The organism is Testudinibacter crocodili, assembly GCF_006228025.1.
Lineage (GTDB): Bacteria > Pseudomonadota > Gammaproteobacteria > Enterobacterales > Pasteurellaceae > Chelonobacter.
On record NZ_VDHF01000062.1, the window covers coordinates 1 to 15,568 of the forward strand.

At 43.0% G+C, this 15,568-nt stretch carries 18 protein-coding genes; 2 read left to right on the plus strand and 16 right to left on the minus strand.

What is annotated here, in order from left to right; all coding sequences use genetic code 11:
• Together xylB and FHQ23_RS07010 are read right to left on the minus strand one after the other, a co-directional pair.
• A partial coding sequence (xylB, locus tag FHQ23_RS07005) for a xylulokinase (protein WP_442805775.1) occupies window positions 1-1,484 on the minus strand: 1,484 nt, incomplete at its 3' end.
• A 9-nt stretch (window positions 1,485-1,493) separates the two neighbouring features.
• Complete coding sequence (locus FHQ23_RS07010; RefSeq protein WP_139613681.1) at window positions 1,494-2,525, minus strand: NAD(P)-dependent alcohol dehydrogenase; 1,032 nt, start codon at window positions 2,523-2,525, stop codon at window positions 1,494-1,496.
• 249 nt (window positions 2,526-2,774) lie between these two features.
• Here FHQ23_RS07010 and FHQ23_RS07015 point away from each other — a divergent pair, with 249 nt between their 5' ends.
• Both FHQ23_RS07015 and FHQ23_RS07020 read left to right on the plus strand, forming a co-directional pair.
• The gene (locus tag FHQ23_RS07015) at window positions 2,775-3,302 is read left to right on the plus strand and encodes a D-lyxose/D-mannose family sugar isomerase (protein WP_139613682.1); all 528 of its coding nucleotides are present in this window, start codon (window positions 2,775-2,777) and stop codon (window positions 3,300-3,302) included.
• A 2-nt stretch (window positions 3,303-3,304) separates the two neighbouring features.
• Window positions 3,305-4,294 carry a LacI family DNA-binding transcriptional regulator gene (locus tag FHQ23_RS07020; RefSeq protein WP_267963653.1) on the plus strand — a complete coding sequence of 330 codons (990 nt, stop codon included), beginning with the start codon at window positions 3,305-3,307 and terminating at the stop codon, window positions 4,292-4,294.
• A 14-nt stretch (window positions 4,295-4,308) separates the two neighbouring features.
• On the opposite strand, the gene aroE is transcribed toward FHQ23_RS07020, so the two are convergent.
• The 14 genes from aroE to def form a co-directional block, all read right to left on the minus strand.
• Window positions 4,309-5,103 (minus strand): shikimate dehydrogenase, encoded by a 795-nt coding sequence (gene aroE / locus FHQ23_RS12560; protein WP_139614800.1) that lies wholly within the window; start codon window positions 5,101-5,103, stop codon window positions 4,309-4,311.
• On the minus strand, window positions 5,104-5,646 hold the full coding sequence (locus FHQ23_RS12565) for a GNAT family N-acetyltransferase (RefSeq protein ID WP_139614799.1): 543 nt from the start codon (window positions 5,644-5,646) through the stop codon (window positions 5,104-5,106).
• A 2-nt stretch (window positions 5,647-5,648) separates the two neighbouring features.
• On the minus strand, window positions 5,649-6,203 hold the full coding sequence (gene tsaC, locus FHQ23_RS07030) for an L-threonylcarbamoyladenylate synthase type 1 TsaC (RefSeq protein ID WP_139613683.1): 555 nt from the start codon (window positions 6,201-6,203) through the stop codon (window positions 5,649-5,651).
• A gap of 3 nt (window positions 6,204-6,206) precedes the next feature.
• Window positions 6,207-6,749 carry a DNA topoisomerase family protein gene (locus FHQ23_RS07035; protein WP_139613684.1) on the minus strand — a complete coding sequence of 181 codons (543 nt, stop codon included), beginning with the start codon at window positions 6,747-6,749 and terminating at the stop codon, window positions 6,207-6,209.
• 72 nt (window positions 6,750-6,821) lie between these two features.
• Complete coding sequence (locus FHQ23_RS07040; RefSeq protein WP_139610678.1) at window positions 6,822-7,259, minus strand: type II toxin-antitoxin system HicB family antitoxin; 438 nt, start codon at window positions 7,257-7,259, stop codon at window positions 6,822-6,824.
• A 24-nt stretch (window positions 7,260-7,283) separates the two neighbouring features.
• A complete protein-coding gene (locus FHQ23_RS07045; RefSeq protein ID WP_139610677.1) occupies window positions 7,284-7,466 on the minus strand; it encodes a type II toxin-antitoxin system HicA family toxin in 183 nt (60 codons plus the stop codon).
• Between the two features lie 58 nt (window positions 7,467-7,524).
• Window positions 7,525-8,676 carry a DNA-processing protein DprA gene (dprA, locus tag FHQ23_RS07050; protein WP_139613685.1) on the minus strand — a complete coding sequence of 384 codons (1,152 nt, stop codon included), beginning with the start codon at window positions 8,674-8,676 and terminating at the stop codon, window positions 7,525-7,527.
• Between the two features lie 102 nt (window positions 8,677-8,778).
• On the minus strand, window positions 8,779-9,759 hold the full coding sequence (locus tag FHQ23_RS07055) for an FUSC family protein (protein ID WP_176552274.1): 981 nt from the start codon (window positions 9,757-9,759) through the stop codon (window positions 8,779-8,781).
• Between the two features lie 24 nt (window positions 9,760-9,783).
• Window positions 9,784-10,479: a c-type lysozyme inhibitor gene (locus tag FHQ23_RS12570; protein ID WP_267963654.1), complete on the minus strand. Its 696-nt coding sequence runs from the start codon at window positions 10,477-10,479 to the stop codon at window positions 9,784-9,786.
• A gap of 169 nt (window positions 10,480-10,648) precedes the next feature.
• On the minus strand, window positions 10,649-11,047 hold the full coding sequence (gene mscL / locus FHQ23_RS07065) for a large-conductance mechanosensitive channel protein MscL (RefSeq protein ID WP_132965386.1): 399 nt from the start codon (window positions 11,045-11,047) through the stop codon (window positions 10,649-10,651).
• Between the two features lie 182 nt (window positions 11,048-11,229).
• Complete coding sequence (gene trkA / locus FHQ23_RS07070) at window positions 11,230-12,606, minus strand: Trk system potassium transporter TrkA (RefSeq protein WP_139613687.1); 1,377 nt, start codon at window positions 12,604-12,606, stop codon at window positions 11,230-11,232.
• Window positions 12,607-12,620: 14 nt separating this feature from the next.
• The gene (gene rsmB, locus FHQ23_RS07075) at window positions 12,621-13,922 is read right to left on the minus strand and encodes a 16S rRNA (cytosine(967)-C(5))-methyltransferase RsmB (RefSeq protein WP_139613688.1); all 1,302 of its coding nucleotides are present in this window, start codon (window positions 13,920-13,922) and stop codon (window positions 12,621-12,623) included.
• A 21-nt stretch (window positions 13,923-13,943) separates the two neighbouring features.
• A complete protein-coding gene (gene fmt, locus FHQ23_RS07080; protein ID WP_139613689.1) occupies window positions 13,944-14,903 on the minus strand; it encodes a methionyl-tRNA formyltransferase in 960 nt (319 codons plus the stop codon).
• 80 nt (window positions 14,904-14,983) lie between these two features.
• Window positions 14,984-15,490, minus strand: coding sequence for a peptide deformylase (gene def / locus FHQ23_RS07085; protein WP_139613690.1), 507 nt, complete (start codon window positions 15,488-15,490; stop codon window positions 14,984-14,986).
• Between the last annotated feature and the right edge of the window lie 78 nt (window positions 15,491-15,568).

Below are 15,568 nucleotides of genomic sequence, written 5' to 3' on the forward strand. Positions count from 1 at the left end.
AATAAACGTACATATTTAAAGTAAATATCGTTATATTGCGCAACACAACTCATGTTCGGTAAAGTCAATGTTGTCTTGTCTAATACAACAAAGCGTTGATTAATTTCCTTAAACAATGCTTTTTCATCTCGTGACTGATTAGGTTGTTGTAATTGGTGAAGCCAAGCAGCTTGAATTGCAGCCCCCAACGCAGCCGCTTCACTGTTTCTTAAACAAATCACCTCGCAATTCATGATATTAGCGACAATTTGTCGCCAAATTTCGCTTTTTGCACCACCACCAATTAAACGGATTTGTGAAATATCTATTCCCGACTGCTTAAATAACGCCAAGCCATAACGCAGTCCAAAAGTAATTCCTTCAACTGTCGCCCTACATACATTTTCACTGGTAAAATTTTTATTATCTAAGCCGTGAATACTGGCTTTGGCGGTGGGCAAAGAGGGTACTCGTTCACCATTGAAAAACGGCAACATCATTACACCATCAGCACCAAGAGATGCATTTTTTAATTGCTGATTAAAATCAACTAAATTTAATTGAAACAAGTCTTGCACTAAGGATGTTGCAGAGGTGACATTCATGGTACAGATTAAGGGTAACCAACCATTGTTTGCAGAGCAGAAATTCGCAATAGCAGCTGAAATCGGCTTAATCGGTTGCTCAGAATAAGCATATAATGTGCCTGATGTACCTAAACTTAAGGTGACTATTCCGGCTTCAATATTTCCTGTTCCTATTGCCCCCATCATATTGTCACCACTGCCCGCTGCAATTAGCGTATTGGGATTTAATCCCAATATTGCTGCAACTTCAGGCAACACCGTTCCCACCACTTGATTGTGTTGAATTAATCTTGGTAACGCCTTTTCTAATACACCACTATCATCAATTAAACGAATAATGCGTTGATCCCAGTCACGCTGATAAATATTAAACAATCCTGTTCCCGACGCATCACCAAACTCCATTACTTTATTACCGCTCAGCCAGTAATTCAGATAATCATGTGGCAATAAAACCGTATCAATTTTGCGCCACACTTCGGGCTGATGTCGCTTTAACCAAAGTAATTTTGAAGCGGTATAGCCGGTTGCGAGAACCAATCCTAGTTTTTCTAAGCAAGCCTCTACTCCACCCATCTCCGCTAATAAGGTTTCATTTTCATCGTTTGTTTCCGTATCACACCACAATTTTGCCGGATATAAAGGGTCACCCGCTTTATCTAACACCACTAACCCGTGCTGCTGTCCAGAAATTGAGATTGCATGAATTTTTTCAGGCATAATGCCGGCATTTTTTATGGCATTGGAAAAAGCTTGCTGAAACGCGGAAATCCACCATTCAGGCTGTTGCTCTCTTTTCCCATTACTTTCACTGATCAATGGATGAGGCGCACTACCCGACCCTAAAATCTCGCCCATTTCCGTATCAATTAAAATCACTTTGGTACTTTGTGTACCACAATCAACGCCGGCATAAATTCCCATTTTTTACTCCATTTCAATCATAATTTTGACATCATTAGGATTTGCAGAAGCTGCCCTGTCAAAAGCCTCGATAGATTTTTCAAACTTATAAATATCTGAAATTAAAGGTTTAATATCTAATTTACCTGATGCCAATAAGCGAATGGTTCTTGGATACATATTGACATAGCGGAAGATTGTCTTGAAGGTAATCTCTTTTGCTTGCGCAGCGACAATATCAACCGGAGCAGGTGAAACCGGCATACCGACTAATACTGCAGTTGAACCGGGAGCCATATAGGTCGGTAAACTCTCAATCACCGCAGCAGCACCGCTACATTCAAACAACACATCAACACCTGCTCCGTTTGTCAAACGATGTACAAACCCCAATAAATCGGATGTTTTACTGTTAATCGGATGAATTCCTGCATATTGCCCTGCAATGGCTAATTTTTCGTCTACCACATCACAAATAATCACCTCAGCACAACCACCAGCTAAAGCAGAAAGTGCGGTCAAAATCCCAATCGTACCAGCGCCAACAACCAATGCAATATCACCCGGTTTAATTTGTGCCTTTGTTGCTGATTGCATACCTATCGCCAACGGCTCAATCATAGCCCCTTCCGTAAAACTCAAGCGCTCAGGTAATTTAAAGGTAAATGCCGCTGGGTGAATTACACTCTCTCTTAAACAACCATCAATCGGCGGGGTTGCCCAAAACCGCACTTCAGGATCTAAATTATAAAATCCGGATTTAGACTGCATTGATGATAGATTAGGAATACCCGGCTCCATACAAACCCGATCACCAACCGCAAGATGGGTGACATTTTTTCCGATTTTGGTCACGACACCAGAGGCTTCATGCCCTAAAATCATCGGTTCTTTAACCACAAAAGGACCGATTCTACCGTGTTGGTAATAATGCACATCACTACCACAAATTCCGACGGTATGTATTTTGATCTCGACATCATCATCACCTACGGTAGTTTCTACATCTTTATCGCGTATATACAACTTTCCTGAGTCTAAAACTAATGCTTTCATTGCCATTCCCTCAACGATTGATTGAACTTTTAAACCTCAAAAAATGATACAAAAATCATTTATTGATAAATTAATATCATTTTAATGATAATAACGTGTCAAAGATCACAAAATGGAAAATTAACCGAATATTGGTGGTGATAATTGCGACACAGATCACATTTTCTCGTTATAATTGGCTTATTATCAACAACAGCTCACTGACTAATACGGCTTAACCAATAAAATTAACAATATTTGAGGTGAAAAATGAATAAAAACGATCAGTCTGAAATCATAGAAAGAACTATTGCTTTACTGGCAAAAGCAGGTACGGTATTGTCAGCGCAAGATAAAGAAAACATTGAAATCACCGATTTTAAATTGGGTAAACTAGAGCAAATGGGACTACAGCTCATTACTTTCATCAATAACGAACGCTATTGTGCGAAGCAATTAGTTTTGTTTCCACAACAAAATTGCCCTGAACATCGCCACCCACCATTTGAAAATAATATTGGCAAGCAAGAAACTTTCCGTTGTTTATTTGGTGAGGTTTATCTCTATGTTGAAGGGCAGTCAACCGAAGATCCTCAGGCAATTCCACCGCAAGATCATCAGCAATGGTACACCGCAAAACACGAAATTCACCTTTGCCCCGGAGATCAATATACCATTGCGCCCAACACCAAACATTGGTTTCAAGCAGGTAATGACGGTGCTGTCATTGCGGAATTTTCAAGCCAAAGCCGTGATGAATTTGATATCTTTACCGATCCGGCGGTGATAAGAGTGTAAGTATGGCAACATTATCAAAAAAAATTAAATTAGAACATATTGCATTGGCATCAGGTCTCAGCAAAATAACGGTATCACGCGCATTATCTGATCCAGATAAAGTCAAAGCCGAAACTCGTGATAAAATACTCACTATTGCTGAACAAATGGGCTATTTTTCCAATACGAGCAATATAAAGCCCAAAAAAAATAAGCTGATTGGAATTGTTAATCCAAATATGAGTAACCCATTTTTTGGTGAATTGACAAAAATCATGAGCAAAATATCATCAGAATTAGATTATGATATTTTGATGTTTGACTCCTACGAATCAGAAGATATCGAGACGCAATCAATCCAAAGAATGATTAGCTACGGAGTTGATGCAATTATTTTATCGGTGATTTCTTCCGACAGAAATTATCAACCTGACTACTTACAAAAATTAAAATCACTCAATATTCCGGTAATTTTAATTGACCGAGAAATCGGCAATTCAGAATATAGTGGTATTTATATTGATAATTTACACTGCGGAACAGAAGTTGCCAATTATATTAATTTAATTAATTATCAAAACGTTGTGGTAATTGCAGGACCGGAATATTCTAATGTATCAACCGATCGAGTGAGAGGTTTTACCTCTGTTATTGATAAAAGTAAAAATCTAACAATTTTCCATGCAGATTTTTTTATCGAAGCCGCTTATCATGTCACAAAATCTTATCTCAGAACAAATAAGGAAAAAGTCGTTTTTGCCGGCATGAACAACCAAATTTCATTAGGTATTTTAAAAGCCTGCATTGAAGCTGGATTAATTTTCAAACAAGACTTTGATTTATTCAGTATAGATAATGTACCCTATGCTGAAATTTATGGTTTTAAAATTCCTTGTATCTCACATAATTTATATGAAATCGGTTATCAAGCAATCAATTTAGCCATTCGCTCAATCGACAAACCTAATACCGATATTTCAAAAATTATCGTTCGAGGGGAAGTCAATATTTAGACTTAAATATGTCCCTAAATAAGTAAGGTTATTTCCGGCATCACCCCAAACCACACTTCAAACGCGTGTGCTGCTTGGCCGATTAACATGCCGATTCCATCCGCCGATTTTGCCACTCCGTAAGTTTTTGCTAGCGCCAAAAATGGGGTATCGGTTGCTTTGGCATATTGCATATCGTAAACCGCACCGCACTTTTGCAAAATGGCGGGGGCGATATCCACCACTTTGCCTTGCAGCCCTAATGAGGTAGCATTAATGATCAAATCAAAGCGCTGTGTAGTAAGTTGGCTCAAAGCAACTGCCTGAATCACACCGTGACCGCTAAACTTTTGTGCTAGTTGTTCGGCCTTATCCAAAGTGCGGTTTGCCAACGTGATCTGTTGTTGGGCTTGCAATAGCGGCAACAATACGCCTTTGGTTGCACCACCAGCACCTAGAATCAAAATCCGCTGTTGTGGTTGCAGCCAACCTAAGCGCTGCAAATCCGTCACCAACCCCGCACCATCGGTATTGTCGGCATATAAGCGCCCATCAGGCAATTTTTTCAAGGTGTTGCAAGCTTCTGCCATCAAACAACGTTCACTGTGCAAATCTGCCAAACGGAACGCTCGCTCTTTAAACGGCGCCGTAATATTACAACCCTGTCCGCCGGAGGCAAAAAACTGCGCCAGTTGCTGTTCAAACCGCACTTCATCACCTAACATCCTTTGATAATCCAGCTCAATCTTCTGTTGCTGGGCAAAATGCTGCTGAATTTCAGGCGATTTACTTTGTGCTATCGGGTTGCCCCACACGGCATATTTGTTCATTTATAGTCTTTTCCATTCGCGTTTTAACATACTGTAAATCTGACAATCAATAAAATGACCATCTGCTAATAAAATTCCATCACGTTGGATACCTTCTAAGATAAACCCTAACCGCTGAGGTATTTTTTGACTGGCAACATTCGCCGCCGCACAATTGATCTGCACTCGATTGATGGCTAACTCGCTGAATGCATAATCCACCAGCGTCGCAACCGAGCGAGTCATAATGCCGTTTTTTTGCAACGATTCGATCAGCCAATAACCGATTTCTAGTTTTAAATTATGACTGTCCACCATATTAAATCCAATCAAGCCACCAAATTTACCTCGATAGCTTATTTTGAATACTTGTTCAGCTTTTTTATGTTGCAGCGAGCAAATAAATGCTAAAGAATCAGCCACTTCGCATGTCGATGCAACAAAAGGCAGCCAGCGCCCTAAATAAGTTCGATTATGGTCGATAGCATCAAAGAGTAACCTAGCATCACTTTCCTGAATGGCTTGCAGCTCAATCTCATGACTGACGGTTAACTGTTGTTTCATGTTTATGATCGAATCCGTTGGTTGGTCAAAATATCTCGAATTTCTGATGGTTTTTCCGCACCGCCAACCGCACTTTGCAACACTGGAAAATCGGCACCAAATTGCGCACGCACCTCTTGAGCCGTGCGGCAAGGCGGCATGCCACTTAGGTTTGCACTGGTTGAAGTCAATGCCGTTTGCGTCGCTTCACAAAGTGCGGTCACCGCCGGATGACGACACAAACGAATCGCAATGCTGTCAAATTCACCCGTTAAAAAAACGGGGGCAAGCGCACTTTTCGGCACCAGCCAAGTCATTGGGCGATCATATTCCGCCTGCAAGCGTTGCCAGTGTTCGTGGCTTAATCGGTGTTGATCGATAAACGGCAGTAGCAAATCTAAGTGCGGTGCAACTAAAATCAACCCTTTTTCAACTGTACGCTGTTTCAACGCCAGCAATTTCAACACCGCACTTTCACTGCGCGGATCGCAACCCAAACCAAAAACCGCTTCCGTCGGATATGCGATAACCTGTTGTTGTTTAATATAATTAGCTAATTGTAGAATGGTATAATTCATAATCTAGTCAAGTTGAAAGTGGTGGCGACACGCCTTATTACAACATTGGTAACCACCATCTTGCTGTTGGAATGATAGGCTGTAACCGCACTTTGGACAAGGCTGTGTTTCCGGTTTATGCGGCAGATTAAAACGGCAACGCGGAAATTGATCACAACCATAAAACGTTTTTCCCTGTCGTCCGCGCCGTGCCAGCAAATGTCCTTTACCACAAACCGGACAAGGGATAACCTGCTTTTGAGCCTCGTTGTCTTCGGTTTGCTCGTGTGCAATATAGTGGCATTCAGGAAAATGGCTACAACCGATAAACATGCCGTAATGCCCTTGTCGCAATACCAATGAATGTCCACACTGCGGACAAGCCTGTGGTAAAATCTTCAAAATTTTGGCTTCACTTGTTTGCAGCGGTTTTAAATAATCACAAGCAGGATACGCCGAACAGCCTAAAAACAGCCCCTTTTTTCCCTGCCGCAACTGTAATGCCGCACCGCACTTCGGACAAAATTCGGTATGGTGCGGGGCTTCAAAAAGCGGGGATTTAGTCATGGTTTAACCCATAATAGTGATGAATAGCACTATCTTAACCCGAATCGGATTGCTCGGCAAAAGATAACTATTTTAAGACGACGCACTTAATTCATGTTGTGATGCCACCGCTAAAAAATGGCTGCGATCACGATAACGACCACCACTAGCACCAACTTTAGTGTCGATCCGATTAATCAAATACGACGGAAGGCTGATATTAATTCGCTGCTTTTTCCCCATATATTCACTGACATCAACATCAATCAGCAACCAAGTATCAATATGATCAAAATCCCCTACTTTTTGATATTCAATAAATCCGTTATCTTGAATAGACATCACATCAAAGCCATTTTCAAGCATGTCCGCCAAAATCATTGTAATCGCATCTTTCACCATTTCAGGAATCTGTTCAACGCTATCAGCCGCACTAAAGCAACTATACTGCTCATTAAACAGTGCAGGAACTATCATTCCATAAGCCTCATTGTCATTTTTAGGGTATTCAACTCCAACGGTAAACAACATCTCTTCTTCTCCTAAAATATGGGATTAAATGCCTGCTGATCTTTTAATCGATTTTAATGTACCGATCGGTAAATTCATTTTGGGGTGAGGTACAGAAAATCGTTTATTGGTTTTCGCAGAATACCAAATTTGGTGATCGCCTTTTCCATGTCGAATAAACTCACAACCGTTTGCCTTAAGTTCCTTAATTAGATCACTTGACCGCATAATCCTACCTAATTCAGCCTTTAATTCTACACACTAATACACACAAAACAACGTATTTCTAACACCGACAATAACCACCGCTGACCGTACAAATTGCCCCCTCCAGCTCCAATTCCAACAACTGTGAAAGAACCTCCGAAATCGGCAAATTAAGTGCAGTTGCCAAATCATCGGCGCTAATTGCTTGATAGCCGATATGGCGGTACAGTTCAGGATACGCCACCGCACTTTTATCGCTTTCTGCTGTCTGTTGCACTGGCTGTATTAGCAATGGCTTCATTTTTGCTGTGTCAGGCACAACTGGGTGAATAGGTGTCAACATTTCGGATTGTGACGGATAAGCAGATAAATTTTCCAAAATATCCTGATAACTTTCCACCAGCAAAGCACCCTGTTTAATCAGACTATGACAGCCACGGCTAAATCGATTTTGAACCGCTCCCGGCAGGGCAAATACCTCGCGATTTTGCTCCAAAGCATAACGTGCCGTGATCAGCGAACCGCTCTTTACATCGGCTTCAACCACCAACGTGCCCAAACTTAAGCCACTAATAATCCGATTACGACGAGGGAAATTTTCTGCCAACGGCGCTTGATTGGGAATAAATTCCGATACCAGTGCGCCTTGTTCAATAATCTGCTGCGCCAATGACTGGTTACGTTTAGGATAGATCCGATTCAAACCACTCCCCAGCACCGCAATCGTTTTGCCACCGCTTTCCAGCGCTGCGCGGTGGCTGTAACTGTCGATGCCCAACGCCATGCCGCTGGTAATCACATAACCTTGCAGACTCAATTGCGCAGCAAAATAGCGGCTCCAATACTCCCCATAATCCGAGCAATCACGGCTGCCGACCATCGCAATTTGCCGCCGCTGCAATAAGTTACGATCGCCTTGCAGATAAAGAATCAATGGTGCCGAGGCGATTTGTTTCAACAAAAAAGGATAGTCAGCATCAAAAATCGTGATCACCTGATTGACCGCACTTTGCGCCTGCCACGCCAACACCGGATCGATATACTGCTTTTTCGGCTGCAACCAGCGTTGAATCTGACGCGAATCCAAGCCCAAATGCGCCCACTCTACCGCCCCATATTCCAGCAACTGTTGCGCTGAAACCCGTTTCAGCAAGCGCAATACCGCACTTGAGCCAAAATTCGGAATTTGATTAAGACGAAGTAACAATTCTAACGGTATGTTTAACGACATAATGATCAGCTACAAGATTAAAGAGCTTTATCATCGCAACAACTACCGCACTTTAAACGGCTTTAGGATTATTTTTGGAAGCGGGATCGTATAAATGAATGATCAAACCCGCAAAACCCGGCCGACAATAATTGCGATGGCGCCGCCGATCAGGGTGGCGATTAAGCGGTGTTCGGTGGTGGCTATGGGGTCGCCGTGACCAACGGCGATTAAAAATACGATAGTGGCGGCAATTGTTCCGCTGTAAAGCCCATAGTGGGCTCTTTGCATTGCGAATGCCAGACCAATAGTGATGATCAAACTAATCAACAAAATTACGCAATTGTCATGAAACAGATAAATGATCAAAGTAGCAATACAACAACCAAAAACAGTTCCTACTAAGCGGTTGATACCACGTTTCAGGGAATCTTGGGAAGTGGGTCTTAAAATCAGCAAAGCCGACATTGGTGCCCAGTAATCATTTTTTAAACTGATACTTTGTGCCGTATACAGTGCCAAAGCAACAGCAATTGCACCGGCACAGACAAAACGCAGTGAGAGACTGCTCGCAAGCGGATTAGTGGTTGGTAATGGGGCGGCAATGTTAGGAATGAGCCGAGCTAAAAGTGCGGTACAACCAATTTGCAAGGCGCCACCCAATAACACAAACACGGTACGCAAAGCGGCATGTTCTAGATGGTTCGGGAAATATGAAGCGACCAGAAAAGCAATGATGATCTGCAACATGACCCACCACCAATTGTTGTCATAACTGGCAATAGCTGCACAAGCTGCGGCTAAAAGTGCGGTTATCACTATCACTACAGATGGATAAAAACCGAGCAATGAGCCAGCAAATGCCGCCAATGCCATGCCGGCAACTGCAACGATCATCGCCCCCCAACGCATTGAACACAAGGTGTGAGACGCCCCCAATCCAACCGAAAAAGCGGTGCTGATCATCACCACCGCCATAATTGGATTTAACAATGAACTGAATGCCAAAACAACAATAATGGCGGGAACACATAATATCGCTTCCCGCCAATAAATGTCACCACACCATTGCCGTAATATGACGAGCTGTTGTTTGAGTGGCATAGTAGAGAACATCATTTTGCCAGATTAATCTGCGCGGCAATCACTCAAAATTGGGCTGTCATTGGCGCCGACCAAATCTGCAGTGTTGCCTTTGGTATAGAGTTTATAAGCATAATCCGGATTGATGGCTTGATAGTTTGCGCCTGACGCCATTGCGATGCTTTGCATCGGCACCATTTCACCCATCTGGTTGATCACCGCATAGCTGTTGTTTGGCGTGTTAAGGTACACAACCTCCAACACTTTGTTATCACGGCAGGCATAAAGCACTTTGTTCAGTTCCTGTGGGCTATCCCCAGCGGCTACAGGCTGGTTAGCTTGATCCGTAATCTCAATTTTTAAGGTATAAGGCGATTCGGTGCCACGACGGGCAAAAGTGCGCATTTGAAACACCCGCACTTCATATTTACCGCTTTCCGGCAGCACATAGCTGTCACCCACCACATAATCATTGCGATCAAACAGCACCATTTCCGCATGAGCGTTGCTGTCGAGTACTGCGTTCAGTACTTGTCCTTTTTTAGCGGTAAAATAATAGCTGTCATAGTTATAGCCTTTCACACGCCCTTTATACGTTGCTGAACTTTCGCCTTTTTTGAATTGTACAGTTTTAGCAACCGTTGGTTTATCATTAGCTGCTAGCGCCGGAACTGTTGATAAAAGTGCGGTCGCAGTAAACACCGCCAAGAATACTTTTTTGATTACTGTTGATAATTGCATTATCAAACTCCTTATTTTTAAATAATAATTTAAATATAACGTTGTCATCAGCACATCGATGATAAAAGTTAGACAAGTTAAAGTACGGTTTGTTGTAACTTTCGGTCAAAAACAACAAAAAAACCCTTTCGGTATCAACCAAAAGGGTTATTAAAAACCTATCGTTTAATTATTTTTTCAATAAATCGCGAATTTCTGTCAATAATTTTTCTTCATTTGACGGTTCTGCTGGTGCTTCTTCTTCTGCCGGTTTTTCACGTTTTAATTTATTCAATGCTTTAATCATCATAAAGATTGCAAAGGCAATAATGACAAAATCAAATACGTTTTGAATAAATGCACCATAGTTTAAAGTCACAGCCGGTGTCTCACCAACAGCTTGCTGTAATACAATATTTAAATCTTTGAAATCAACACCACCGGTGAAAATGCCCAGTACTGGCATCACAATATCGCCAACTAATGAACTAACAATTTTGCCGAAAGCGCCACCGATGATCACACCGACAGCCATATCAACCACGTTGCCACGCATGGCAAATTCACGAAACTCTTTAATCATACTCATAAAATAATCCTTGTGTTTGTATAAAATAACATCAAATCAATTGATGGGCGGTATTATAGTTATAACGTTTTAAATGTAAAGTTATATTTCGATAAAATCGTTTTTTATCATTAATGATAATATTGGTAAATAAGCAATATAAAATAGGTTATATTGCTATTTATTCCACTCATGATGCCAAATCAAATAAAAAATGGTGTAGGCAAAAAGAGTTTTTCAATATCAGGAACTTGTTTTTTATCACTTAAAAATAGCACCACATGATCATTGTCTTCAATCACTATATGATTATGAGCAATAATCACCTCTTCGCCACGCAAGATTGCGCCGATAATACAACCCGCCGGCAATTTCAGCGCAGCAATTTTACGTCCGACTACATTCGAGGTTTCTATATCACCGTGCGCAACCAGCTCTATCGCTTCGGCATTGCCTTTGCGTAGCGCCACCACATTACGCACATCGCCTTTGCGTACATGCCCCAATAATGCTGAAATAGTGGCTTGCTGCGGTGAAAAACCGATATCAATGGTGCCCCCCTGAATCAAATTTAAATAAGCAATTCGTTGAATCAACACCATCGCTTTGGCTGCCCCCAAGCGTTTTGCCAACAACGCTGCCATGATATTGGCTTCATCGTCACTGGTTAGTGCAATGAACACATCAATATTCTCGATATGTTCTTCAAACAACAACGCTTGGTCAGATGCATCTCCGGCAAAGACTAAGGTTTTAGACAATTTTTCTGCCAACTGCTCCGCCCGCTGCGGATTACGTTCAATCAGCTTAACCCGACAGCGATCTTCCAGATATTTTGCCAAACCGGCACCAATATTACCACCGCCGATAATCATCACACGCCGATATGGTCGCTCCAAGCGCTGCAATTCACTCATCACTGCACGAATATAAGGCGTGGCACAAATAAAAACGACTTCGTCTCCAGCTTCAATAATAGTGGAAGCTTGTGGACGAATAGCCCGTTCTTGACGGGTAATCGACACAATGCGCGCATCCAAGTGCGGTAGATGCTCTTTCAACGCCGAAATTGCATAACCGACCAGTGGGCCACCATAATAGGCTTTGACCGCCACCAGACTGATGCGTCCATCGGCAAAATGGGCGATTTGTAACGCGCCGGGATAATCGATCAAACGTGCGATATCGTCAATCACCAGTTTTTCCGGGGCGATAATATGATCGATAGGAATCACATCAGGCTGGAACAAGCGCTCTTTCTCGCGCAAATATTCATTTTCACGGATTCGGGCAATTTTGCTCGGAGTACCGAACAGTGTATAGGCAATTTGGCTGGCGACCATATTCGTTTCGTCGGAGCTAGTGACTGCCACCAGCATATCGGCATCGGCAGCGCCGGCTTCACGCAAAACTCTAGGCGAAGAAGCATTACCCAGAATCACACGCAAATCGAATTTATCTTGCAGATGATTCAAGCGTTCGGAATTGTTATCGATCACGGTAATATCGTTATCTTCACTGACCAGATTTTCTGCCAAGGTTCCACCAACTTGACCCGCACCGAGAATAATGATTTTCATAACCTATCCCTAAATTAAGCTCTTTTGATTAATTTAGCATAAAAAAAGCCGTCGCCACCTTGTTGTTGCGGAAAAAATTGCATAACAGAGGCTTGCCCAAAAATGGCTTCTCGTTTCGCATCGCAATGCTGTGCTAAAAAATAATCAATTTGTTGTTGATTTTCCTGTTTCAACACCGAACAAGTTGCATATAACAAAGTGCCACCAACCTTTAAACGTGCCCAAAGTGCGGTCAAAATTTGCTGTTGCAGCGCACTCAACGCATCAATATCTTGTTCACGACGCAGCCATTTAATATCCGGATGACGGCGAATGACTCCGGTTGCAGAGCAAGGCGCATCGAGCAAAATTCGATCAAACATCACCCCGTCAGCCAGCCACTGCTGCGGTTGGCTGGCATCGCCACAAATCACTTCAGCCTGTTGATTTAGCCGTTGCAAATTCTGCTTAACCCGTTGTAAACGCTGCAATTCCACATCTAAGGCGATCACTTGCGCCTGTGGCGCTAACTCCAAAATATGTGTGGTTTTGCCACCTGGCGCGGCACAAGCATCTAAAATTCGTTCGTGATTTTGCGGTTGTAGCAGCAATCCTGCCCACTGGGCATGACTGTCTTGCACCGTAACCCAGCCTTGCTCAAAGTGCGGTAACTGATTAACGCTGACCGCACTTTGCAAGCGAATCGCACAAGCAGGTTGCTCAGGGCAAATTTCGGCTTGAATGCCTTGCTGAATTAGCCGATCCAAATAGTCTTGTGTTGAGCAATGTTGCGGATTCACTCGCAGCCACATCGGGGGTTTTTGATTATTGGCTTCAACGATTTCACGCCAATGTTGCGGATAATCTTGCTTCAAACGGTTGACCAGCCATTCTGGGTGCAACGTTTGCCAATGTTTATCCACGGTGGCTAAAATGTCCGCCTGCTCACGCAAAAAACGACGCAACACGCCATTGAGCAACGAACGAAAACTGTCGTTTTTTAAGGCACTTGCCGCATTCACCACTTCATCAACCGCTGCATGCGGTGGAATTCGCATATACAGCAATTGATATAGCCCCACCAACAGCAAACAATGCACAATCCGGGTTTTGCCCTTCAGTGGTTTTTGCACCAATAAGCCGATAATCCGCTCTAAGCGTGGCAACACTCGACAAATGCCAAAACAGATCTCTTGTAATAGTGGTTGATCTTGCGGTTTAACTTGATTCGCCATGTCTGGCAGCAAGGCTGACAGTGATTTACCTTGATCCAATACCTGCAATAAAATTTGGGCGGCGACCGCTCTGACCGATAAGTTTTTTTTAATCTGCTTCATTTGATTTATTCCAAACCATCTTTAGGCTAAAACAGTACCGAGCGGGAACCAATCACGGCGCGCATTCAATAACTCCTGCGCTGTCATCGGTTTTTTCCCGGCTGGTTGCAACAGCGTTAAATTTAACACCCCGTCAGCGGTGGCGATCTGAATTCCGTGTTTATCCGCCGCCAAAATTGTGCCGGGCACGTTTTCAACCGACGGCAACACTTGCGCCTGATAAACTTTGACGCTTTGTGGTTGTTGGTTACCGTCTTGCGTCACTAAATAGCTGATCGGCCACGGATTAAATGCGCGAATGCAACGTTCCAATTGGATCGCCGACAATTGCCAATCCAGTTTTGCCTCTTCTTTGCTTAATTTCTGCGCATAATTGCTATGCGCCTCATCCTGTTTTTCCGGCTTAAATTTGCTGCTTTGCAAGCCGTTCAACACCTCAAGCAACGCATTCGGCGCAATTTTCGCCAGTTTTTGATACAGTGACGCCGACGTTTCATCGGCGGCTACCGGACAATGGACTTTATGCAGCATATCGCCGGTATCCAAACCAATATCCATCTGCATAATCGTCACGCCACTTTCCACATCACCAGCCCAAACCGCTCTTTGAATTGGCGCTGCGCCACGCCAACGAGGCAGTAACGAGCCGTGCACATTCAAGCAACCGAAACGTGGTGCGTCCAGCACTGTTTGCGGCAACAGCAAACCGTACGCCACCACCACCATCACATCGGCATTCAGCGCTGCCAATTGCTGTTGCGCTTCAGTATTACGCAGTGACTTTGGTTGATAAACCGGCAAATTATGCTGTTCTGCCAGCTGTTTGACCGCACTTTGCTGCAATTTTTTGCCACGACCTGCCGGTTTATCCGGTTGGGTATAAACTGCAACCACGTTGTGTTGGCTATTGAGTAATGCCTGCAAATGTTGTGCGGCAAAATCCGGTGTGCCGGCGAAGATAATGTTCAAGGGTCTTTGCATAATGTGCTACGCCATCTAAAAATTGTCTGGATATTGAGATAAAACAAATAACCTCTCAATCGAGAGGCTATTGACTGGGTTTATTTTGTATTTAAGCGGTTTTGTTTTTCCATTTTTTGCTTTATCCGTTGTCTTTTTAACGGTGATAAATAGTCCACAAACAACACGCCGTTTAAGTGATCGATTTCATGTTGAATACAGATCGCCAACAACTCATCGGCTTCTAAGGTAAAGGGATTACCATTGCGATCTAATGCTTTCACCGTCACTTTTTCTTTGCGCGGCACTAAACCACGGCAGCCGGGAATCGACAAACAGCCCTCTTCAATCCCAGTTTCCCCGGAGGAAGCCAAAATTTCAGGATTAATCAGCACAATTTGCTGCTGTTTATCGCCTTCAATATCAATCACGATAATTTGACGGTGAATATCCACTTGGGTTGCTGCCAAGCCGATACCTTCGTCGTGATACATGGTGTCGAACATATCGTCGATAATCGCACGTACTGCATCGTCCACCTTTTCGACCCGCACTGCTTTAGTTCGCAAACGCTCATCGGGGTATTTTAATACGGTTAAAATACTCATAAATTTCTCTTACTCTTCCGGATAAAAACTGTTAATCACTTATTTTAGCCACTTTTCGAGCATAAAGGAATAAAAGTG